Origin of the sequence: Pseudomonas sp. NPDC090208, from assembly GCF_044746785.1 — a bacterium.
Taxonomy (GTDB): domain Bacteria; phylum Pseudomonadota; class Gammaproteobacteria; order Pseudomonadales; family Pseudomonadaceae; genus Aquipseudomonas.
The window spans coordinates 172,609-194,595 of sequence record NZ_JBIVCU010000001.1 but is presented as its reverse complement, the minus strand read 5'-3'; the positions used below and the strand labels follow the sequence as shown (position 1 = coordinate 194,595).

The 21,987-nt window shown below is 60.9% G+C and carries 13 protein-coding genes; 4 read left to right on the top strand and 9 right to left on the bottom strand.

Going from position 1 to position 21,987, the window contains the following annotated elements; all coding sequences use genetic code 11:
• Positions 1 to 45 precede the first annotated feature (45 nt).
• The 4 genes from betI to ACIPL0_RS00815 all read right to left on the bottom strand — a co-directional run bounded on the left by betI (position 46) and on the right by ACIPL0_RS00815 (position 4,002).
• Complete coding sequence (gene betI / locus ACIPL0_RS00830) at positions 46 to 639, bottom strand: transcriptional regulator BetI (protein ID WP_400594783.1); 594 nt, start codon at positions 637 to 639, stop codon at positions 46 to 48.
• A gap of 323 nt (positions 640 to 962) precedes the next feature.
• A complete protein-coding gene (choV, locus tag ACIPL0_RS00825) occupies positions 963 to 2,144 on the bottom strand; it encodes a choline ABC transporter ATP-binding protein (protein WP_400594785.1) in 1,182 nt (393 codons plus the stop codon).
• Positions 2,141 to 2,989, bottom strand: coding sequence for a choline ABC transporter permease subunit (choW, locus tag ACIPL0_RS00820; RefSeq protein ID WP_400595193.1), 849 nt, complete (start codon positions 2,987 to 2,989; stop codon positions 2,141 to 2,143). The genes choV and choW overlap by 4 nt, the downstream gene beginning before the upstream one ends.
• A gap of 65 nt (positions 2,990 to 3,054) precedes the next feature.
• Positions 3,055 to 4,002: a choline ABC transporter substrate-binding protein gene (locus ACIPL0_RS00815; protein ID WP_400594788.1), complete on the bottom strand. Its 948-nt coding sequence runs from the start codon at positions 4,000 to 4,002 to the stop codon at positions 3,055 to 3,057.
• A gap of 466 nt (positions 4,003 to 4,468) precedes the next feature.
• On the opposite strand from ACIPL0_RS00815, the gene ACIPL0_RS00810 reads away from it, so the two are divergent.
• Both ACIPL0_RS00810 and ACIPL0_RS00805 read left to right on the top strand, forming a co-directional pair.
• Entirely contained in the window at positions 4,469 to 5,845 is a 1,377-nt protein-coding gene (locus ACIPL0_RS00810) for an L-serine ammonia-lyase (RefSeq protein WP_400594791.1), read from the top strand.
• Between the two features lie 553 nt (positions 5,846 to 6,398).
• Positions 6,399 to 7,502 carry a GlxA family transcriptional regulator gene (locus ACIPL0_RS00805; protein ID WP_400594794.1) on the top strand — a complete coding sequence of 368 codons (1,104 nt, stop codon included), beginning with the start codon at positions 6,399 to 6,401 and terminating at the stop codon, positions 7,500 to 7,502.
• Positions 7,503 to 7,619: 117 nt separating this feature from the next.
• Here the strand turns inward: ACIPL0_RS00805 and ACIPL0_RS00800 are convergent, their stop codons facing one another.
• A complete protein-coding gene (locus ACIPL0_RS00800) occupies positions 7,620 to 7,883 on the bottom strand; it encodes a hypothetical protein (protein ID WP_400594797.1) in 264 nt (87 codons plus the stop codon).
• Positions 7,884 to 8,215: 332 nt separating this feature from the next.
• Here ACIPL0_RS00800 and ACIPL0_RS00795 point away from each other — a divergent pair, with 332 nt between their 5' ends.
• Positions 8,216 to 9,058, top strand: a complete 843-nt coding sequence (locus tag ACIPL0_RS00795) for a 23S rRNA (adenine(2030)-N(6))-methyltransferase RlmJ (protein WP_400594800.1) — start codon at positions 8,216 to 8,218, stop codon at positions 9,056 to 9,058.
• A gap of 151 nt (positions 9,059 to 9,209) precedes the next feature.
• On the opposite strand, the gene msrA is transcribed toward ACIPL0_RS00795, so the two are convergent.
• The 4 genes from msrA to aceE form a co-directional block, all read right to left on the bottom strand.
• On the bottom strand, positions 9,210 to 9,872 hold the full coding sequence (gene msrA, locus ACIPL0_RS00790; RefSeq protein ID WP_400594803.1) for a peptide-methionine (S)-S-oxide reductase MsrA: 663 nt from the start codon (positions 9,870 to 9,872) through the stop codon (positions 9,210 to 9,212).
• A 132-nt stretch (positions 9,873 to 10,004) separates the two neighbouring features.
• Complete coding sequence (locus ACIPL0_RS00785; protein WP_400594806.1) at positions 10,005 to 12,701, bottom strand: putative bifunctional diguanylate cyclase/phosphodiesterase; 2,697 nt, start codon at positions 12,699 to 12,701, stop codon at positions 10,005 to 10,007.
• Positions 12,702 to 13,728: 1,027 nt separating this feature from the next.
• The gene (gene aceF / locus ACIPL0_RS00780; RefSeq protein ID WP_400594808.1) at positions 13,729 to 15,684 is read right to left on the bottom strand and encodes a dihydrolipoyllysine-residue acetyltransferase; all 1,956 of its coding nucleotides are present in this window, start codon (positions 15,682 to 15,684) and stop codon (positions 13,729 to 13,731) included.
• A 142-nt stretch (positions 15,685 to 15,826) separates the two neighbouring features.
• The gene (gene aceE, locus ACIPL0_RS00775; protein ID WP_400594811.1) at positions 15,827 to 18,475 is read right to left on the bottom strand and encodes a pyruvate dehydrogenase (acetyl-transferring), homodimeric type; all 2,649 of its coding nucleotides are present in this window, start codon (positions 18,473 to 18,475) and stop codon (positions 15,827 to 15,829) included.
• 387 nt (positions 18,476 to 18,862) lie between these two features.
• On the opposite strand from aceE, the gene glnE reads away from it, so the two are divergent.
• Positions 18,863 to 21,814: a bifunctional [glutamate--ammonia ligase]-adenylyl-L-tyrosine phosphorylase/[glutamate--ammonia-ligase] adenylyltransferase gene (gene glnE, locus ACIPL0_RS00770; RefSeq protein ID WP_400594813.1), complete on the top strand. Its 2,952-nt coding sequence runs from the start codon at positions 18,863 to 18,865 to the stop codon at positions 21,812 to 21,814.
• Positions 21,815 to 21,987 lie beyond the last annotated feature (173 nt).

The following is a 21,987-nucleotide window of genomic DNA, read 5'->3' as shown; positions in this document are numbered from 1 at the left end:
GTCGGCGGCGTCTGGCGCAGCGCTGACCGGGTCAGGCGAGCGGCTTCAGTCCGCCGCTTTCGCCAGTTGGAAATCCATGTATTCAAAGGCGATCTTCAGCGCCTGATCGGTATCGAACGCATCGCCCGACAGCGCTCCACGCAGCCATAAACCATCGATCAGCGCCGCCAGACCACGGGCGGCGTTGCGCGCGTCGTCCAGCGGCAACACCCGGCGGAACTGGCAGCACAGGTTGGAATACAGGCGATGATCGTTGATCCGCTGTAACCGGTGCAGCGACGGCGAATGCATGCTGGTGGCCCAGAAGGCCAGCCAGGTTTTCATCGCCGGGCCGTTGACCTGGCTGGCATCGAAGTTGCCCTCGATGATGACTTTCAGATGCGCCCGCGGGCTGTCATCGGTCAGCGCCTGGCGCCGTTCGGCGACGTTGACGATCAGTGCGTTCATCAAGTGGCGCATGGTCGCTGCGATCAGGCCGTTCTTGTCCTGAAAGTAGTGACTGATGATGCCGTTGGAGACCCCGGCCAGCTTGGCGATCAACGCGATGCTGGCGTCGCCCATGCCCACCTGATCGACCGCTGACAGCGTGGCCTGGATCAGTTGTTGGCGGCGAATGGGTTGCATACCGACCTTGGGCATGTGCGGGTCTCCGAAGCTCGTCAGTGAGCGTGAATGACTGAATAAACGGCGTTCAGTCTATTTCCTTTTAATTGAACGTTCAATCAACAAAAAACCGTGGGCGTGCGGAAAACCGCGTGAAACCGCCGGTTCAGAGCCTTGAATCATCATGTGAATGAACGCGGCTGTTCCCGCGACCTATGTAGGAGCTGGCTCGTCCTGCGACCGGCGACAAAGTCGCCGTAAACCATACGCATTGGCAGTGTCAGCAATACCGCATACACAGGGTTTACGACTGCTTCGCAGCCGGTCGCAGGGCAAGCCAGCTCCTACATAAAGCGTATTCAGCCGTGGTTACGGCCCAGCAACGCGTGGTACAGCTCGCTGTCGCCAAGAATGCCGACCAGCTTGTTGTTCTCTTGCAGCACCAGCTTGTTGCCGGTGTGGTAGCGGATCTGCAGCGCTTCGCGCATGCCGATGTTGGAGTTCACCACAGTCGGGATACGGCCGAGGTTTTCCACCGCCTGACCCGGTTCCCAGCTTTGCAGGTCGAGGACTGCGCCATGCTTGCGCGCGCCCTTGATGGTGTTGCCGTCGGCCAGGTCGATCCACGAATCGTCGCCCGGGTCCAGGCACACCTGGGAGCCGTTGATGCGCGTGCAATCGGTGATCGGACGCATCAGGCTGCGACCGCACAGCACGTTCAGCGGGTTGGTGTGGGCCACGAAGGTCCGCACGTATTCGTCCGCCGGGTTGAGCACGATCTCTTCCGGCACGCTGTACTGGATGATCTTGCCGTCTTTCATGATCGCGATGCGGGTACCGAGCTTGAGCGCTTCGTCCAGGTCGTGACTCACGAACACGATGGTCTTGTGCAGTTTTTTCTGCAGGACCAGCAGTTCGTCCTGCAGACCCTGACGGATCAGCGGGTCGAGGGCGGAGAACGGTTCGTCCATCAGCAGGATGTCGGCGTCCATCGCCAGCGCGCGGGCCAGGCCGACACGCTGCTGCATGCCACCGGACAGCTCGTCGGGCTTCTTGTTGCGCCATTGCGTCAGGCCGACCAGTTCGAGTTTCTCGTCGACCAGTTGGCGACGTTCCTTCTCCGGGCGACCCTGCATTTCCAGGCCGAAGCTGATGTTCTCGCGCACCGTCAGCCAAGGCATCAGGGCGAACTTCTGGAACACCATGGCGATACGCTTGGTGCGCATCATCTTCAGCTCGGCAGGGGTGCAGTTGGCGATGTTGATCTGCTTGCCTTCGTGCTCGACGAACAGCGAGCCACGGCTGACCGTGTTGAGGCCGTTGATGCAGCGCAGCAGACTGGACTTGCCCGAACCGGACAGGCCCATCAGGACGCAGATTTCACCTTTGTTGATTTCCAGGCTGGCTTTTTCGACACCAACGATCTGTCCGGTCTTCTTCAGGATTTCCGGCCGCGCCAGGCCCTGATCCAGCAGCTTGAGAGCCTCGCGCGGGTCCTTGGAGAAGACGACGTCTACCTGGTCGAATTTGATGATGCTCATGCGTCGGCCCTCACTTTAGCGTCGGGTTGTTTGCAGATACGGTCGAGCATGATCGCCAGCAATACGATCGCTAGCCCGGCTTCGAAGCCCAGGGCGATATCAGCAGTGTTCAGTGCGTTGACCACGGGTTTGCCCAGGCCGTCGGCACCCACCAGCGCCGCGATCACCACCATCGACAGCGACAGCATGATGCATTGGGTGATACCGGCCGCGATGCTTGGCATGGCGTGGGGCAGTTCGATACGGGACAGCAGTTGACGGCGGGAGCAGCCGAAGGCCTTGCCGGCGTCGAGCAGTTCTTGCGGGACATCGCAGATGCCCAGATAGGTCAGGCGGATCGGCGCGGCAATCGCGAACACCACCGTCGAAATCAGACCGGGCACCACGCCCAGGCCGAACAGAGTCAGGGTCGGAATCAGGTACACGAAAGTCGGTACGGTCTGCATCAGGTCGAGGACCGGGCGGATCGCGGTGTAGAACCACGGCTTGTGCGCAGCGACGATGCCCAGCGGCACGCCGATGACCACGCAGACCAGGGTGGCGAACAGCACCTGGGCCAGGGTTTCCATGGTTTCCTGCCAGTAACCCAGGTTGAGGATCAGCAGAAACGACAGTACGACAAAAACGGTCAGGCCCCATTTACGCTGAATGAAGTGGGCGAGTGCGGCGATCAGGGCGATCAGGACGTAAGGGTTGAACCAGGTCAGGCCGGCGGTCAGGCCATGGATCATGGCTTCGAGGGAGGAGGCGATGGCGTCGAAGGTACTGGCGCCGTGCTGTGTCAGCCATTCGACAAAGCCGGCAATGTACTGGCCCAGTGGTATTTTGTGATCAGTCAGCATGATATCGGGTGTCCGCGTGCGGGAGGAAATGATGACAACAGGCGGGCATGGCCCGCCTGCCTGTCGAGTTACTTCGTCAGCTCGGCTTTAGCGGCTTCCAGGCCTGGTTTACCGTCCACTGTGGTGACACCCGCCAGCCAGGTGTCGAGGATTTGCGGGTTCTTCTTCAGCCACGCCTTGGCGGCGGCGTCGGGTTTCATCTTGTCGTCGAGGATGTTGCCCATCAGCGAGCTTTCCATCGGCAAGGTGAACGACAGGTTTTTCAGCAGTTGACCGACGTTGGCGCACTCGCTGGTGTAGCCCTTGCGCACGTTGGTGTAGACGGTGGCCTGGCCGAAGTTCGGGCCGAAGAAATCGTCACCGCCGGTGAGGTATTTGATCTTGAAGCGGGTGTTCATCGGGTGCGGTTCCCAACCCAGGAACACCACGTCGGTGCCGCGTTTGGATGCACGGTCGACCTGCGACAGCATGCCCGCTTCGCTGGATTCGACGACCTTGAAGCCGGCGTCTTTCAGGCCGAAGGCGTTCTTGTCGATCATGCTCTGGATCAGACGGTTGCCGTCGTTGCCAGGCTCGATGCCGTAGATCTTGCCGTCCAGCTCTTTCTTGAATTTGACGATGTCGGCGAAGTCGTGAAGACCCTTGTCGTAGAGCGCCTGAGGCACTGCCAGGGTGTACTTGGCGTTTTCCAGGTTGGCGCGCACGGTTTCGACGGTGCCGGCATCACGGTAGGCCTTGATGTCGTTTTCCATGGTCGGCATCCAGTTGCCGAGGAAAATGTCCATGTTCTTGCCGTCGGCCAGGGACTTGTAAGTCACCGGAACGGAAATCATGGTGGTCTTGGTCTTGTAACCGAGGGACTGCAGCACAACGCTGGTGACTGCTGTTGTTGCGGTGATGTCGGTCCAGCCGACATCGGAGAAATTGACCATCTGGCAAGCTGCAGGCTCGGCTGCCTGGGCCATCAGGGGCAGACTCAGCGCGACGCCCAGCAACAGCTTATGTGAACCTTTCATGGTTTGGACTCCTCAGGTGTTTTCTTCTCGTCACCAGCCGGGGCTGGCGCGTTTTTTTGGTGTCGGCGAGTCAAAAGGGAAAACAGCTCTATCACTGCGTGTGGCGATTGAGTCGATAACGATCATGTAACAGCGAAAATCAAACGCCTACAGGGGGCGTCGTAACCAGTACAGAGGGGGTCGCTTCCAGTGTCAGTGACGTCGCTTACAGATTTTTTCCCCGCCCGCCGCGGGTTTTTCGAGTGTCTGTGCGGCAAAAAGTGTCGAAAACAGTGGCGTTTCTTTCTGGGGACAGGCTCCTGATACGGCGCGACGTTTGTGGGCATGAGTGGGTCGGAATGAGACGCCGCCCGACGAAATAAAAGGCTGATGATGCCGCTATCTCGACGGACCGCAGCTTCAGCGTAGCAGCTCCGTCGCCGGCCGCCTGGCGTGCCGGAAACCCTGTTTCGGAGGCTTGCGGTTAATGGCTATCAGCGTGTTCGACCTGTTCAAGATCGGTATCGGCCCATCCAGTTCCCACACCGTGGGGCCGATGCGCGCAGCGGCACTGTTCGTTCAGCACCTGCGTGAACGCGACCACCTGGCGCAGGTCAATCGCGTCGAAGTGCGGCTGTACGGCTCGCTGTCGGCGACCGGTGTCGGTCACGGCAGCGACAGCGCGGTGATCATGGGCCTGATGGGCGAATGGCCGGACGCAATCGACCCGACGCTGATCGGTCAGCGCATCGCCGAGTTGCGTGAAACCGACACCCTCAAGCTCGACGGCAATCACCCGGTGCAGTTCGTCTGGCAGCGCGACATGCTGCTGCTCGACGAGAATCTGCCGTATCACCCTAACGCCATGACGCTGATCGCTTTCTCGGTAGAAGGTGAGCTGCACCGCGACACCTATTATTCGGTCGGCGGCGGTTTCGTCGTCGATGAGGCCCAGGCTGCCAGCGGTGTGCTGGATGCCGACAACACCGTGCTGCCTTACGATTTCTCCAGCGCCGACGAATTGCTGATGCTGTGTGAGAAGCACGGGCTGCGTGTGTCGGAATTGATGCTGGCCAACGAAAAGGTCTGGCGCAGTGAAGACGAGATTCGCGCCGGCCTGATGCGGCTGTGGCGTGCCATGCAGGATTGCGTGGAGCACGGCCTTAAAGAAGAGGGCGTGCTGCCGGGTGGTCTCAACGTGCGCCGTCGTGCCGCGCGTCTGCACCGCAGCTTGCAGGAGCTGGGCAAGCCCAACGTGATCGGCTCGACGCTGAACGCCATGGAGTGGGTCAACCTGTTCGCCCTGGCGGTCAACGAAGAAAACGCCGCCGGCGGCCGTATGGTCACAGCACCGACCAACGGCGCGGCCGGGATCATCCCGGCGGTGCTGCATTACTTCGTCAAATTCAGCGATGAAGTCAGCGAAGCCAACGTCGTGGACTTCTTCCTGGGGGCCGCCTCCATCGGCATCCTCTGTAAAAAGAACGCCTCGATCTCCGGCGCGGAAGTGGGCTGCCAGGGCGAGGTCGGCTCGGCCTGCGCCATGGCGGCGGCGGGCCTGGCAGATATCCTCGGCGCCACTCCGGAGCAACTGTGCAATGCGGCGGAAATCGGTCTGGAACACAACCTGGGCCTGACCTGCGATCCGGTCGGCGGTCTGGTTCAGGTGCCGTGCATCGAACGCAACGCCATCGCGGCGGTGAAAGCCATCAACGCCGCGCAGATGGCTCTGCGTGGCGACGGCAAACACTTTATCTCGCTGGATCGCGTCATCCGCACCATGCGCGACACCGGCGCCGACATGCATGACAAATATAAAGAGACATCCCGTGGCGGGTTGGCGGTCAGTGCGGTGGAGTGTTGAGGTAGCGCAGGTTTCTGGCCGCAGGCCGTGGGAGGGAGCCCTGCTCGCGAAAGCGATGTGTCAGTTGAAGTTGTTGTGTGTGAACTGACGCGTTCGCGAGCAGGGCTCCCTCCCACAGGATAATGCGTTGTCATTCACCCACTGCTCGCTTTTAGATCACGCTTCAAACCCGCCGCCGCCTTTTGGCGCGTTCATTGTGTGGACATGGCGCAACGCCATGCCACACGGGACGTTACCCGCTGTACCGTTCGTCCGCCGTGCATGGGGTGACACTTGACCCCTGCTGGCAATTCGGCAGTTCACACAAGTGCTACCGAATTGCTCATCCCTCCAGCCATTTCCGTGGCTTTGCGATCGATAGGTCGCTAATCGACTCCTCATGTCGCTCCCGAATAGACGCATCGCGACGTCGTTATCAGGGTTTATTGAATGTCCATTCAACTTTAGGCATGGCATTTGCGTTGCAATAGCAAAGCTCTCCGGTAGCGAGGGCAAAACAACAAGAAGCCTCTACTTGGGGCCATCAACCGCTTTCGCGTGAGGAGATACCGTGATGACTTCGTTCAACTCCGGGGCCCAACCCCAGAACCGTGCGCCTCAATCCATCGGCTTCCTGCTGCTGGACAATTTCACATTGATTTCCCTCGCCTCCGCGGTTGAACCCCTGCGCATGGCCAACCAGCTGTCCGGCCGTGAGCTGTATCGCTGGACCACCCTCAGCGTCGACGGCGGTCAGGTCTGGGCCAGTGACGGCCTGCAGATCACCCCTGACGCCGCCATGCACAAGGCTCCTTCGCTGGACACCGTGATCGTCTGCGGCGGCGTCGGCATTCAACGCACTGTTACCCGCGAACACGTCAGCTGGCTGCAGAGCCAGGCTCGCCAATCCCGTCGCCTCGGCGCGGTGTGCACCGGCAGTTGGGCACTGGCTTGCGCCGGCCTGCTCGACGGCTTCGATTGTAGCGTGCACTGGGAATGTCTGGCGGCGATGCAGGAAGCCTTCCCACGGGTGGCCATGAGCACACGCCTGTTCACCCTCGACCGTAACCGCTTCACCAGCTCCGGCGGCACCGCGCCACTGGACATGATGCTGCACCTGATCAGCCGCGATCACGGCCGTGAACTGTCCGCCGCGATCTCGGAAATGTTCGTCTATGAGCGCATCCGTAACGAACAGGATCACCAGCGCGTGCCGCTCAAACACATGCTTGGCACCAACCAGCCGAAACTGCAGGAAATCGTCGCGCTGATGGAAGCCAACCTGGAAGAGCCGATCGATCTCGACGAACTGGCGGTGTACGTGTCGGTGTCGCGACGTCAGCTGGAAAGGCTGTTCCAGAAATACCTGCACTGCTCGCCGTCCCGCTACTACCTGAAGCTGCGCCTGATCCGCGCGCGTCAGTTGCTCAAGCAGACACCGATGTCGATCATCGAAGTGGCGTCGGTCTGTGGCTTCGTGTCCACGCCGCACTTCTCCAAGTGCTACCGCGAATACTTCGGCATTCCACCGCGTGACGAACGCGTCGGTTCCAACACTGCACAGCAAGTGGCGATGATGCCGATTCCGCAGGCCATGGTGCTGGCACCATTGTCCGGCCCGCTCTCGGCCCTGAGCCAGGCGCGCAACGAATCGACGTTTGCGAGTGTGAGGTTGTAAAGACGAACACCGTTTACCTGTAGGAGCCGGCTTGCTGGCGAACCGGATCGGTCAGTGGATATCAATGTCACTGACCCTGCGCATTCGCCAGCAAGCCGGCTCCCACAATTTGAAAGGTCAGTGAGGGCGAGTGTTGTTATACGTCGCCAACGCTGGCAACAGTTGCTGATCGATGGCCTGGCGCACGGCCGGCAGGATGGTTGCACTGCCCATCAGCATTTTTTCCACCAGTTGGCGCAAAGCCCGGGCGCGGTCGTCGTTGAGGCCGCATACGGCCTGGGCGCAGGCCTGTTCTGCGGTGGCGCCTGATGGCATTTCAAAGCCAATGGATCTGAGTTGACCGAGTAGATCGTCCTGGTCGATCAGGTCTGCATGCATCATGACGCTCGCTCCTTTTATTGAGGTTGAACCGATTCTGGTAGCGCGCCGCACGCTCGGCAATACCTGTCGTCGGCAATGTCTGGCATGCACAACAGCGTGTCGGTTTTGGCTATGTAACCATTTAGTTAACTCGGCATAATGGCCCCACTCAAAATTGCGCGGGTGACGGTTTGGTCACCCTCTGGCCCGCGCAAGTCCCTCAACCCCGGTTTTGTAACGGCTTAACCGGGGCTTTTTTTGCCTGTCGTTCAGGCATCCCGGTCGGCGAGGGCATGAGCGGTCTGCGCAAGGCGGGCTGTTTTGCTAAACTCCGCAGCCTTCCAGGAGCCGCCATGAACTACCGTCACGCCTTCCACGCCGGCAATCACGCCGACGTTCTCAAACACATCGTTCTGACTCGCTTGATCGCGCTGATGTCGCGCAAGGAGCAGCCGCTGGCCTATCTCGACACCCACGCCGGCATCGGCCTGTATGACCTGCAGGGCGATCAGGCCACGCGCACCGGTGAGTGGATCGAAGGCATCGGGCGTCTGTGGGATGCCGAGGACGTGCCGGCCATGGCCGCCGGTTACATGGACGTGCTGCGACACATGAACCGCAAGACTGGCGAGCTGCGCTATTACCCCGGTTCGCCCGAACTGGCGCGGCGCCTGACCCGTGAGCAGGACCGCGTGCTGCTCAACGAGAAGCACCCGGAAGACGGTGCGCTGCTCAAGGACAACATGAAATACGACAAGCGCGTGGCCGTGCATCTGGGCGAGGGCTGGCATGTGCCGCGTGCCTTGCTGCCGGTGCAGGAAAAGCGCGCGGTGATGCTGATCGATCCGCCGTTCGAGCAGCTGGACGAAATGAAACGCTGCTCGGTGGCCCTCAAGGAAACCATCGGTCGCATGCGCCAGACCGTCGCCGCCATCTGGTACCCGATCAAGGACCAGCGTGCGCTCAAGCGTTTCTATCAGGAACTGGCCGAAACCGGCGCGCCTAAGCTGCTGCGCGTGGAGTTGCTGGTGCACCCGCTGGACACGCCGAACAGCCTCAACGGCTCCGGCATGGCGATTGCCAACCCGCCGTGGGGGCTGGAGGAAGAACTGCGTGAGCTGCTGCCATGGCTGGCCGAAAAGCTGGCGCAGACCAAAGGCGACTGGCGGCTGGACTGGCTGATTGCCGAATCCTGATTGATTGTTTGCGGTGTCCCAAGTTCCTGTGGGAGCCGGCTTGCTGGCGAATGCGATGTGTCAGACCGCTCAACTGTGATTGACAAACCGCTTTCGCCAGCAAACCGGCTCCCACAAGGTCGGTGACCTGTCTTGAGGGCGCGTCAGCGCATCAAGCCTGATTCAACGACGGCGGCATGCACACCCCGGTGCCACCGATACCGCAATAACCCTGCGGGTTCTTCGCCAGGTATTGCTGGTGATAAGCCTCGGCGAAGTACACGGTCGGCGCCTGGTCGATCTCGGTGGTGATCTCGCCCAGACCGGCCTTGGTCAGTTCGGCCTGATACACCTCGGCGCTGGCCTTGGCGGCGTCCAGTTGTTCCGGTTTGGTGGCGTAGATCACCGAGCGGTACTGGGTGCCGATGTCATTGCCCTGGCGCATGCCCTGAGTCGGGTTGTGCAATTCCCAGAACATTGCCAGCAATTGTTCGTAGCTGACTTTCGCCGGCTCATACACCACCAGCACCACTTCGCTGTGGCCGGTCAGGCCCGAGCAAACTTCTTCGTAAGTCGGGTTCGGCGTGAAACCGCCGGCATAGCCGACCACGGTGCTGACAACGCCATCACGTTGCCAGAAACGACGTTCGGCGCCCCAGAAGCAACCCAGGCCGAAAATCGCAAATTCGACATCTTCAAAAAATGGACCCAGCAACGGGCGACCGTTGACGAAGTGAGTCTCCGGCAGAACCATCGGGGTTTCGCGGCCCGGCAGCGCTTGCTGGGCAGTAGGCATTTCGTTTTTGTTCACAAGAATTTCCGAGCGCAGGGCCATGAGGTCAATCCTCTTTGGACAAGTAATGTCAGTGACCGCCGTATATGGGGGTCAGACGTTTCTGGTTCAAATGAAAGGCGACCAGTGTGCCGTAGAAGCCGGGCAGCAGGGAAGGGGATTACGGAGGAGCGGTCAGGCCTGAGCGCCGCGGGGGTATCGGCTCAGCTTGTTGATCAGTTCTTCGCCAGGGATCGGCTTGTCGAACAGGTAGCCCTGGCCGACATCGCAGCGGTGACGACGCAGGAACGCCAGCTGTTCGGCGGTTTCGATGCCTTCGGCGACCACGGTCAGTTTGAGGTTGTGGGCCATGGCGATGACCGCCGAGGTGATTTCCATATCGTCCTGGTCATCCGGGATGTCGCGGATGAAGCTGCGGTCGATCTTGATCACGTCGATGGGGAATTTCTTCAGGTAGCTGAACGATGAGTAACCGGTGCCGAAGTCGTCCATCGCCAGAGTCAGGCCGAGGGTTTTCAGCGAGTCCAGTTGCAGGCGGGTGTCTTCGGTGGCTTCCAGCAGCAGGCCTTCGGTCAGCTCCAGCTCCAGCAGCGACGGGTCGAGCTGTTCTTCGCGCAGGATGCTGGCCAGCGAACTGACGAGGTCCGGGTCGGAAAACTGTTTCGGCGACACGTTGATCGCCACGTGCAGTTTGCCGTAACCGGCGGCGCTCAGTTGTTTGCTCATGCGGCACGATTGGCGCGCCACCCACTTGCCGATCGGGATGATCAGGCCGGTTTCTTCCGCCACGCTGATGAACTGATCCGGACGGATCATGCCTTTTTCCGGATGGTTCCAGCGTAGCAGCGCTTCCATGCCCAGCAGGCGGCCGGTGCGCAGGCACAGTTTGGGCTGATAGAAGACTTCCAGCTCGTTCTGGGTCAGCGCGCGGCGCAGGTTGTTTTCCACGAACAGCTTGTAGCTGGCTTCGGCGTTCAGCGCCTCGGTGAACACCTGCACCTGATGTTTGCCGTTGGCCTTGGCCTTGTGCAGGGCCAGGCCAGCGTTCTTCATCAGTGTCTGTGGATCGCGGCCATGCAGCGGCGCGCAGGCCAGGCCCACCGAACCGGTCACGCTGATCAACTGGTTGTCGACGAACATCGGCTTGTCCAGCGTGGTCAGCACCTGGCTGGCAATGCGCTGGCCGTCTTCAGGACCGGTATCGTCGAGCAGCACGGCGAATTCGTTACTGGCAAAGCGCGCCAGAATCCCGGTCGGGCTCAGGCTGTTGCGCAGGCGCCGGGCCAGGCTGATCAGCAGCTTGTCGCCGGTCTGGTGGCCGAGGCTGTCGTTGATCCGCTTGAAGTTGTCGATGTCGACCAGCAGCAGGCTGATCGGCGTCTCGATATCACGGGCGAAATGCTCGTCGAGGGTGCGGATGAACGCCGGGCGGTTGCCCAGATTGGTCAGGTTGTCGGTGTACGCCAGGCGCTCGATGCGCTGCTGGGACAGCTTGGCCTGAGTGATGTCTTCGTAAATGCCGATGTAGTGGGTCAACTCGCGGTTGTCGCCATACACCTTGGAAATCGATAGCTGGCCCCAGTAGGGTTCGAGGTTTTTGCGCCGACTCTTGAATTCACCCTGCCAGCTGTTGCCGCTGGCCAGGCTGGAATTGGCGTCGAGCAGCAACGAGTTGAGGTTCTCCAGCGCCGGCAGTTCCGACAGGCGGTGGCCGTGGACTTCTTCGGCGGTGTACTGGGTGATCTCGGTGAAGCTCGGGTTGACGTACTCGACCACGCCGTCGCAGTTGACCAGCAGAAACGCGTTGGCGCTCTGTTCGACAGCACGCTGGAACAGGTGCAGGGCGTTGGTCGCGGTGCGGCGGTTGTGGTTGTTGATGGCCTGGGCGAACTGATCGGCCAGCTCGCCGGCAAAGGCAATCTCGTCGGACTGCCAGTCCCGCGCGGCGCCATTCTGTTCCAGGCACAGCACGCCGACCACCTGGCCGTCGATGCGTATGCTGGCGTCAAGAATCGCATTGATGTTGCGCGGCAACAGGCTGTCGGCCAGCTCGCGGGTGCGCGGGTCGTGCTGCACGTTGTTGGCGTCGATGGCGCGGCTGGTGTGCAGCGCTTCCAGATAGCTGGGGAAGCGGCTGATGTCGATGGGCGCAGGCTTCAGGTACTCATCGGTTTCGCGGCGGTATTCGGCGATCGGCTCAAGGGTCTTGCCATTGAGGTTCCAGATCGCAGCGCGGTCGATGTCGTAGATTTCGCAGGCGCTTTTAGTGATCAGCTCGGCCGCTTCCTGCAGCGAGTTGTTCGAACTGTAGCGATGTCGGGTCAGGCGCAGAATCAGGCTTTGCTGGGCACGAACCCGCTCCAGATGGCGCAACTGCTCGTGCTGGGCGCGCTGGTTGAGTTCCAGCGCGATCTGCAGGCGCGAGTTCTGCACTTCCAGGTCGTCGATATCGAAATCGAGCTCTGCGGCGGCGAACACGTCGTCGACCACCATCAGATAGCCGCGCAGCAGATGGCGATTGTGCTGCCGATAACCCTCACCGATCTCCAGCAGGCCCAGCGAACCGCGAGCGGTGTGCAGGGTGTAGCGGATCACGTAATGAGAGTTGGCGGCCAGTTGCATCTGCACCGAGTCGTGCAACTGATAGCGCGCCTCGGGCTCCATCAGGCTCGCGTACGGCGAACCGATCAGCGCGCACAGCTCCATGGCCGGCATGCTGAATTGCTTTTCGCAATTGGGGTCCAGGTACAGCATCGCCCAGCTGGGTTCATTCAGCCGCTCGAAACGCAGCATGCCGAGCCGCGAGGGCACCGGCAATTGCGTCACGACCTCGGCTGCCGTTCGGGCGGCAGCATCAGGTTGGCTTTTCATGAAGGAACTCGCTGTGAGAGTACGGTCGCGTCCGGGCCAGGGGCCCATTGTTAAGTCGCGTGTCGCAAGGTTGCATCATGGCGAACGGGCTGACAAGTGAGCGCGATGGCTTAGTGCTATAAATCTGTCGGCAAAACCGGGATTAACTGAAGGTTATTGGTCGGATTTGTCGGGAATAAGTGCTAAGTGCTTGTTATTGGGGCACTGGGTTGTTTTCAGGGGTGTGCGTGAAACTTGCGCATGCCGTTTGCCCGGTACAACGCAGACTTGATTGTAGGAGCGTGTTGTCTGTGATGACGCTGGGCCACTTGATACAGCATTGCCCGGACTGACGCCATCGCGAGCAGAGCTCCCTCCCACAAGGATCTTAAGTGACCTCAACCTTGTTTGACGTCCATGCATCCGTAGGAGCACATGCTTTTGCTTTTCAGCTTTTGATGTTGGGGCCCCGTTCCAGAAGGCCGAACGCAGGCGATGTGGAGTGGGTTGAGCGACAGGATGTCGCGAGAGCCGCGTGGGCCATGGATGGCCCATTCGCGGCGGGCTCCACGGAGCGTCGGCGGAGTGAGGGAACATCGAGCCTAGGCGAGATGCCGTATGGCGGGGTGAAGAGCCCTTGGTTACTTGGGGCTTTTCCAAGTAACTCGCCGTCAGGCGAAACAGGGCTGCGTTAGCAGACTCAGCAATACATCAGACACACCGCATGCACAGGTTTTACGACGACTCCGTCGCCGATCGCGGGCAAGCCACGCTCCTACAGGTTCGTGTAACTCGCCGCCAGGCGAAACAGGGCTGCGTTAGCAGACCAAGCGATTCGCCAGATAAACCGGGGGCATAGGGTTTACGACGACTTCGTCGCCGGTCGCAGGGCAAGCCAGCTCCTACAGGTGGGGGCGTTCCAGAGTTGCGGGTATTCACAAAACCACCGCGCAAAAAAAGCCCCGCCAAATGAGCGGGGTTGAGGTACGAGCGTGGCAGCTCGAAAAACAGCGCAGGCCCGCGTCGCTGGACGCGGGCCTGTTGAGACTTACAGCAGAATCGTACGGATATCCGCCAGCAACTCGCTCAGACGCTTGGTGAAGCGCGCAGCCGCTGCACCGTTGATCACACGGTGATCGTAGGACAGCGACAGCGGCAGCATCAGGCGTGGCTGGAAGGCCTTGCCGTCCCAGACCGGCTGCATGGTGGCCTTGGACACACCCAGGATCGCCACTTCCGGCGCGTTGACGATCGGCGTGAAGCCGGTGCCGCCAATGTGGCCGAGGCTGGAGATGGTGAAGCAGGCGCCTTGCATGTCGTTGGCGGTCAGCTTCTTGGTGCGGGCTTTTTCAGCCAGCGCAGCGGCTTCGGCAGCCAGTTGCAACAGGCTCTTCTGGTCGACGTCGCGGATCACAGGGACCAGCAGGCCGTCCGGAGTGTCCACCGCGAAACCGATGTGCACGTACTTCTTGCGAATCACGGCCTTGCCGCTTGGTGCCAGCGAGCTGTTGAAGTCCGGCAGTTCCTTGAGCAGGTGCGCGATGGACTTGAGCAGCAGCGGCAGCACGGTCAGCTTGACGCCGGCTTTCTCGGCGACGGCTTTCTGTGCAACGCGGAAAGCTTCCAGGTCGGTGATGTCGGCCTGGTCGAACTGGGTCACGTGCGGGATGTTCAGCCAACTGCGGTGCAGACCGGTTGCGCCCAGTTGCATCAGGCGAGTCATCGGCACTTCTTCGATTTCGCCGAAACGGCTGAAATCGACTTCCGGAATCGGCGGGATGCCCATGCCGCCAGTCGCGCCGGCAGCAGCGGCCGGTGCTTCCTTGGCCTTCTGCATCATGCTCTTGACGTACAGCTGCACGTCTTCTTTCAGGATGCGACCGTGCGGGCCGGTGGCTGCAACGGCGCTCAGCTCGACGCCGAACTCGCGGGCCAGCTGGCGAACCGCCGGGCCTGCGTGAACCTTGGCACCGCTGGCCGCAGCAGGTGCGGCAGTGGGGGCCGGAGCAGCCTTGGCAGCTGGAGCTGGAGCTGGAGCAGCGGCAGGCGCGGCAGCAGGAGCTGGGGCAGCGGCGGCCGGTGCAGCAGCAGGCGCGGCGCCTGCAACTTTCAGCTTGATGATCAGATCGCCGGTACCGACTTCCTGATCCAGCTTGACGATCACGCTCTCAACGACGCCGGCAGCAGGGGATGGAATCTCCATGCTGGCCTTGTCGGATTCCAGGGTGATCAGCGACTGGTCGGCTTCGATGCTGTCGCCGGCCTTGACCAGGACTTCGATGACCTTGGCCTTGCCCGACGAACCGATGTCCGGCACGTGGATGTCCTGCACGCTCGGGGCGGCAGGTGCAGCGGCTGGAGCCGGAGCTGCGGCAGGCGCGGCAGCAGGGGCTGGAGCGGCAGCAGCCGGGGCAGCGGCGGGCGCAGCACCTGCAACTTTCAGCTTGATGATCAGGTCGCCAGTACCGACTTCGTCGTCGATCTTGACGATGATGCTTTCAACCACGCCGGCAGCCGGAGATGGAATCTCCATGCTGGCCTTGTCGGACTCCAGGGTGATCAGCGACTGGTCGGCTTCGATGCTGTCGCCGGCCTTGACCAGGATTTCGATGACCTTGGCCTTGCCCGACGAGCCGATGTCCGGCACGTGGATGTCCTGAACGCTGGCAGCGGCAGCAGGGGCCGGGGCAGCAGCAGGGGCAGCGGCAGGCGCGGCAGCAGGTGCAGGAGCCGCGGCGGCAGGAGCAGCAGCCGGAGCCGCTTCGGTTGCGCCTTCGACTTCCAGCTCCAGCAGCTCGTCACCTTCTTTCAGACGGTCGCCCAGCTTCACCTTGATGCTTTTGACGACGCCGGCTTTCGGAGCAGGGATTTCCATGCTCGCCTTGTCGGATTCCAGCGTCAGGATGCTCTGGTCGGCTTCGATACGGTCGCCGACCTTGACCATCAACTCAATGACTTCACCTTCACCGTTGCCGATGTCGGGTACGCGAATTAGCTCACTCACAATGTCTCTCCTCAGGAGAACCTGTTCACTCGATTGCGCCGGTGCAGTAGCAACGAAACAGCCTGGGATGCTCATTTACCGAAGTAAATTCCGCATCGGCGGCTGTTTCGCGCACGCTCTCAGCGCTCTTCTCGATCTACGCTCAGCAGTCCAGCGGGTTGCGCTTCTCTGGGTCGATGCCGAACTTGGTGATGGCTTCAGCCACGACCTTCGGTTCGATATCGCCGCGATCGGCCAAGGCTTCCAGGGCTGCCAGCACGATGAAGTGACGGTCGACTTCGAAGAAGTGACGCAGCTTCTTGCGGCTGTCGGAACGGCCGAAACCGTCGGTGCCCAGGACTTTGTATTCCTTGGTCGGAACCCACTGACGGATCTGGTCAGCGAACAGTTTCATGTAGTCGGTCGAAGCGATCACCGGACCCTTACGGCCGTTGAGGCACTCTTCAACGTAGCTCAACTGTGGCTTCTGACCTGGCTTCAGACGGTTGCTGCGCTCGACGGCCAGACCGTTGCGACGCAGTTCGTTGAAGCTGGTGACGCTCCAGACATCGGCGCCGACGTTGAACTGCTCGCGCAGGATCTTCGCCGCTTCGCGCACTTCGTTGAGGATGGTGCCCGAACCCATCAGCTGGACGTGGTGAGCGGCTTCGCGCTTGTCCTCTTCCAGCAGGTACATACCCTTGATGATGCCTTCTTCCACACCGGCCGGCATGGCTGGCTGGTGGTAGTTTTCGTTCATCACGGTGATGTAGTAGTAGACGTTTTCCTGCAGGGTCATCATCCGGTGCGTGCCTTCACGCATGATCACTGCCAGCTCGTAGGCATAGGCAGGGTCAAAGCTGCGCACGTTCGGGATGGTGCTGGCCAGCAGGTGGCTGTGACCGTCCTCGTGCTGCAGGCCTTCACCGTTGAGCGTGGTGCGCCCGGAGGTGCCGCCCAGCAGGAAGCCGCGAGTCTGTGCGTCGCCAGCAGCCCACGCGAGGTCGCCGATACGCTGGAAGCCGAACATCGAGTAGAAGATGTAGACCGGCAGCATCGGGGTGTTGTAGTTGCTGTAGGCGGTACCGGCAGCGATGAACGAGGAGAACGCGCCTGCCTCGTTGAGGCCTTCCTGCAGGATCTGGCCGTCTTTCTCTTCGCGGTAGTACATCACCTGGTCGCGGTCGACTGGCTCGTACAGCTGGCCGACAGGCGAGTAGATACCCAGCTGACGGAACATGCCTTCCATACCGAAGGTACGGGCTTCGTCGGCCAGGATCGGCACGATGCGCTTGCCCAGTTCCTTGTCTTTCACCAGCGAGGCGAGGATACGACCGAACGCCATGGTGGTGGAGATTTCACGGTCGCCCGAGCCGTCCAGAACGGACTTGAGGGTTTCCAGTGGCGGCGTCGGAATGCTGATGTTGCCGCGGTTGCGTTGCGGCAGCGAGCCACCGAGCTTCTCGCGGCATTTGCGCAGGTATTTCATTTCCGCGCTGTCTTCGGCCGGACGGTAGAACGGCAGTGCTTCCAGCTCGGAATCGTTCAGCGGAATGTCGAAGCGGTCACGGAATTTCTTCAGCGATTCGATATCGACTTTCTTGGTGTTGTGCGCGGTGTTCTTCGCTTCGCCCGCACCGGTACCGTAACCCTTGATGGTCTTGGCCAGGATGACGGTAGGCTGGCCTTTGTGGTTGACCGCCTGGTGGTACGCTGCGTAGACCTTGTACGGGTCGTGGCCGCCACGGTTGAGTTTCCAGATCTCGTCGTCGGACAGGTTCTCGACGCGCTTGAGCAGTTCCGGATCGTCGCCGAAGAAGTGCTTGCGCACGTAGGCGCCGTCTTTGGCCTTGTAGTTCTGGTATTCGCCGTCGATGGCTTTGTCCATGCGACGCTGCATGCGGCCGTCTTCGTCCTGGGCGAACAGTGGGTCCCACATGCGGCCCCAGATGACCTTGTTGACGTTCCAGTTGGCGCCACGGAACACGCCTTCCAGTTCCTGGATGATCTTGGCGTTGCCGCGAACCGGGCCGTCGAGGCGCTGCAGGTTGCAGTTGATGACGAAGATCAGGTTGTCGAGGTTTTCACGACCGGCCAGGGAGATGGCGCCCAGGGTTTCCGGCTCGTCGCACTCGCCGTCGCCGATGAAGCACCAGACCTTTTGCTTGCCGGCCGGGATGAAGCCACGGTTTTCCAGGTACTTCATGAAGCGTGCCTGGTAGATCGCGGTGATCGGGCCCAGACCCATGGAAACGGTAGGGAACTGCCAGAAGTCCGGCATCAGGTGCGGGTGCGGGTACGAAGACAGACCGCCGCCGTCCACTTCCTGACGGAACTTGAGCATCTGCTCTTCGCTCAAGCGGCCTTCGAGGAAGGCGCGAGCGTAGATGCCTGGCGATGCGTGACCTTGGTAGTAGATCAGGTCGCCGCCGTGTTCTTCGGTCGGTGCCTGGAAGAAGTAGTTGAAGCCGATGTCGTACAGGGTCGCACTGGAGGCGAAGGTGGAGATGTGGCCGCCCAGGTCAGGGTCTTGCATGTTCGCGCGCATTACCATTGCCAGCGCGTTCCAGCGAACGATCGAACGGATGCGGCGTTCCATGAACAGGTCGCCGGGCATGCGTGCTTCGCGGGTGACGGGGATGGTGTTGCGGTAAGGCGTAGTGATGGCGTATGGCAGCTGCGAACCACTTCGTGTGGCCAGCTCGCCCATACGGGTCATCAGGTAATGAGCACGGTCTTCGCCTTCTTTGTCGAGAACCGATTCCAGGGCGTCCAGCCATTCCTGGGTTTCGACGGGATCGAGGTCTTGCATGGCTTGCTCCAGGGCGGAAAGGCTTCCAGAATCGGTCGCCTGAGTTTGTTGCGACTGGCCTTGTGGGCAGACGATGTAAAAATTCTTGGATCGCCGGCGTTGTACCCGGCGTTGTGTAGTTTTACTACAAATCTTTGGCCGTTTCAGCTTTTCGACTTGTATATACAGTAGTAAAACTACAGCTGAACGATGTTTTCGCTCGTGTCATGCGGTGAAGCAAATTGCAAAAACTGGTGGAAATAACAAACAGATCATCATAAGCATGATGCTGGCAACCAAAAATAATCAGTCATCAGCAATTTTTAACCTTTGTTCGACAGTCTGCCCCGCAACGTGTGTACAACCCGCGCTTCGGGTAGCCTTTTGAGCGCCGAGAAAGGATAGACCATGAGCCTGCCTTTGCTGGCCGATCTGCCAGCCACTCTCCTGCCATTGGTCGCGCGTGCGCGACAGTCTTTTCGTAATTCCCTGACTGCCCTTGGCACTGACGCCGAAACACGTTTCGACGCCTGGCCCGAGGCTCGGCTGATGGCTTTCGATCGCGTGTGCGCAGCCAGCGACTTTGTCGCCGACCACGTGTGTCGTGATCCACAGATGCTGCTCGACCTCGCCGAAGCCGGCGAGCTGGAGCGCAGTTTTGCGCCGGGTGAACTGCGTGAGCAGATCGCCACTGCGGTACTGCAGGCGACCAGCGATGATGAACTGGGGCGTAATCTACGTCGGCAACGGACGCGGCAGCAAGTCCGAATTATCTGGCGCGACCTGACCCGTCAGGCGGATCTGGTGCAAACCTGTCGTGACCTGTCCGACATGGCCGATGGCAGTATCGACCTCGCCTATCGCTGGTTGTACGAACGTCATTGCCAGCAATTCGGCACGCCGACCGGGCGTCGCAGCGGCGAAGCGCAGCAGATGGTCATCCTCGGCATGGGCAAGCTGGGCGCCGTGGAATTGAACCTGTCTTCGGACATCGATCTGATCTTCGCCTACCCGGAAGGCGGCGAAACCCAGGGCGTCAAACGGCCGCTGGATAACCAGGAGTTTTTCATCCGCCTCGGCCAGCGTCTGATCAAGGCGCTGGACCCGGTGACCGTCGACGGTTTCGTGTTCCGCGTTGATATGCGCCTGCGTCCTTATGGTTCGTCCGGCGCGCTGGTGTTCAGCTTCAACGCGCTGGAGCAGTACTACCAGGACCAGGGCCGCGACTGGGAACGCTACGCGATGATCAAGGCGCGGGTGGTCGGTGGCGATCAGGAAAAGGGCGAGCTGTTGCTGGGCATGCTGCGACCTTTCGTTTACCGCCGTTACCTGGACTTCTCGGCCATCGAAGCGCTGCGCACCATGAAGCAGCTGATTCAGCAGGAAGTCCGGCGCAAGGGCATGGCGGCCAATATCAAGCTGGGTTCCGGCGGCATCCGCGAAGTCGAGTTCATCGCCCAAGCTTTCCAGTTGATTCACGGCGGGCGCGATCTGAGCCTGCAGCAACGGCCATTGCTCAAGGTGCTGAAGACGCTGGAAGGGCAGGGTTATCTGCCGGCTCCGGTGATTGAAGAACTGCGCGAAGGCTACGAATTCCTGCGCTACACCGAACACGCGATTCAGGCGATTGCCGACCGCCAGACTCAGATGCTCCCGGACGACGAGCAGGATCAGGCGCGGGTTGCACTGATCATGGGCTTCGCCGACTGGGGCAGCTTCCACGAAAAACTGATGTATTGGCGCGGTCGCGTGGACTGGCATTTCCGCCAGGTGATTGCCGACCCCGATGAAGATGAAAGCGAGCAGGACGGCGGCGAAGAGATCGTCGGCGGCGAGTGGCTGCCTCTTTGGGAAGAATCCCAGAATGAGGAAAGCGCCTGCCGGCAATTGGAAGAGGGTGGTTTTACCGATGCGCCGAAGGCTCTCAAGCATCTGAGCAATCTGCGTAACAGCTCGCAGCTGCGCTCGATGCAGCGTCTGGGGCGCGAGCGTCTGGATGCGTTTATCCCGCGGCTGTTGGCTCAAGCGGTGGAGCATGAAAACCCCGATCTGGTGCTGGAGCGTGTGCTGCCGCTGGTCGAGGCGGTGGCCCGGCGCTCGGCGTATCTGGTGCTGCTCACGGAGAACCCCGGGGCCTTGCGTCGTCTGCTGACCCTGTGTGCGGCCAGCCCGTGGATCGCCGAACAGATCGCCCGTTTCCCACTGCTGCTGGACGAGTTGCTCAATGAGGGGCGCCTGTTCAGCCCGCCTCAGGCGCTGGAACTCGGCGCTGAGTTGCGCGAGCGGCTGACGCGGATTCCCGAAGATGACCTTGAACAGCAGATGGAAGCGCTGCGCCACTTCAAACTGGCCCATAGCCTGCGCGTGGCTGCCTCGGAAATCACCGGCAGCCTGCCGCTGATGAAAGTCAGCGATTACCTGACCTGGCTGGCCGAAGCGATTCTGGAACAGGTGCTGGCGCTGGCCTGGCGCCACACGGTCGCCCGTCACGGTGCGCCACGGCGTCCGGACGGCACGATATGCGATCCCGGCTTCGTGATTGTCGGTTATGGCAAAGTCGGCGGCATTGAGCTGGGGCATGGTTCGGACCTGGATCTGGTGTTCATCCATGACGGTGATCCGCAGGCCGAAACCGATGGCGCCAAACCCATCGATGGCGCGCAATTCTTCACCCGACTGGGCCAGCGGATCATTCACCTGATCACGACCCAGACCAACTCCGGCCAGCTGTACGAAGTCGACATGCGCTTGCGGCCGTCCGGAGCGTCGGGCCTGCTGGTCAGTTCGCTGGGGGCGTTCGGCCGTTATCAGGAGAGCGAAGCCTGGACCTGGGAGCACCAGGCGCTGGTGCGCGCGCGGGTGCTGGTGGGCAGTGCCGATGTGGGCGCCGGTTTCGAGGCGGTGCGCGCTGCGGTGCTGGGTCGCGAGCGCGATCTGGACACGCTGCGCCAGGAAGTCAGCGAGATGCGCGCCAAGATGCGCGACAACCTCGGCACCAAGGGGACCCAGGCCGGAAAGGGCGAAAATGCCTTCGAGGCCGCGTCCTCCTTCGACCTCAAGCAGGATGCCGGTGGTATCGTCGATATCGAATTTATGGTGCAATACGCCGCCTTGGCGTGGTCCCGGGAGCATCCGGCGCTGCTGCGTTACACCGATAACATCCGCATTCTGGAAGGGTTGGAGCAGGCCGGACTGATGTCCGCCGATGACGCCACTCTGCTGCGGGAGGTGTACAAGGCGTATCGCTCGGCCGCCCACCGGCAAGCCCTGCAAAAGGATGCAGGCGTGGTCAGTGGTGATCAGTTCGTCAGCGAACGGCGTGAAGTGATGCGGATCTGGGCGCAGTTGGGGTTGAGCTGACTGGCCTGAAATATTGATGGTGGCAGTGCTGGCCTCATCGCGAGCAAGCTCACTCCTACAGGTATCGCATGCCTTTGTAGGAGTGAGCTTGCTCGCGATAAGGCCGGGCAGAACACTACAAGGTCTGAACTTCGGGACCTATATAAAGCTATGACAGGGAGGCGTCAGGCTGT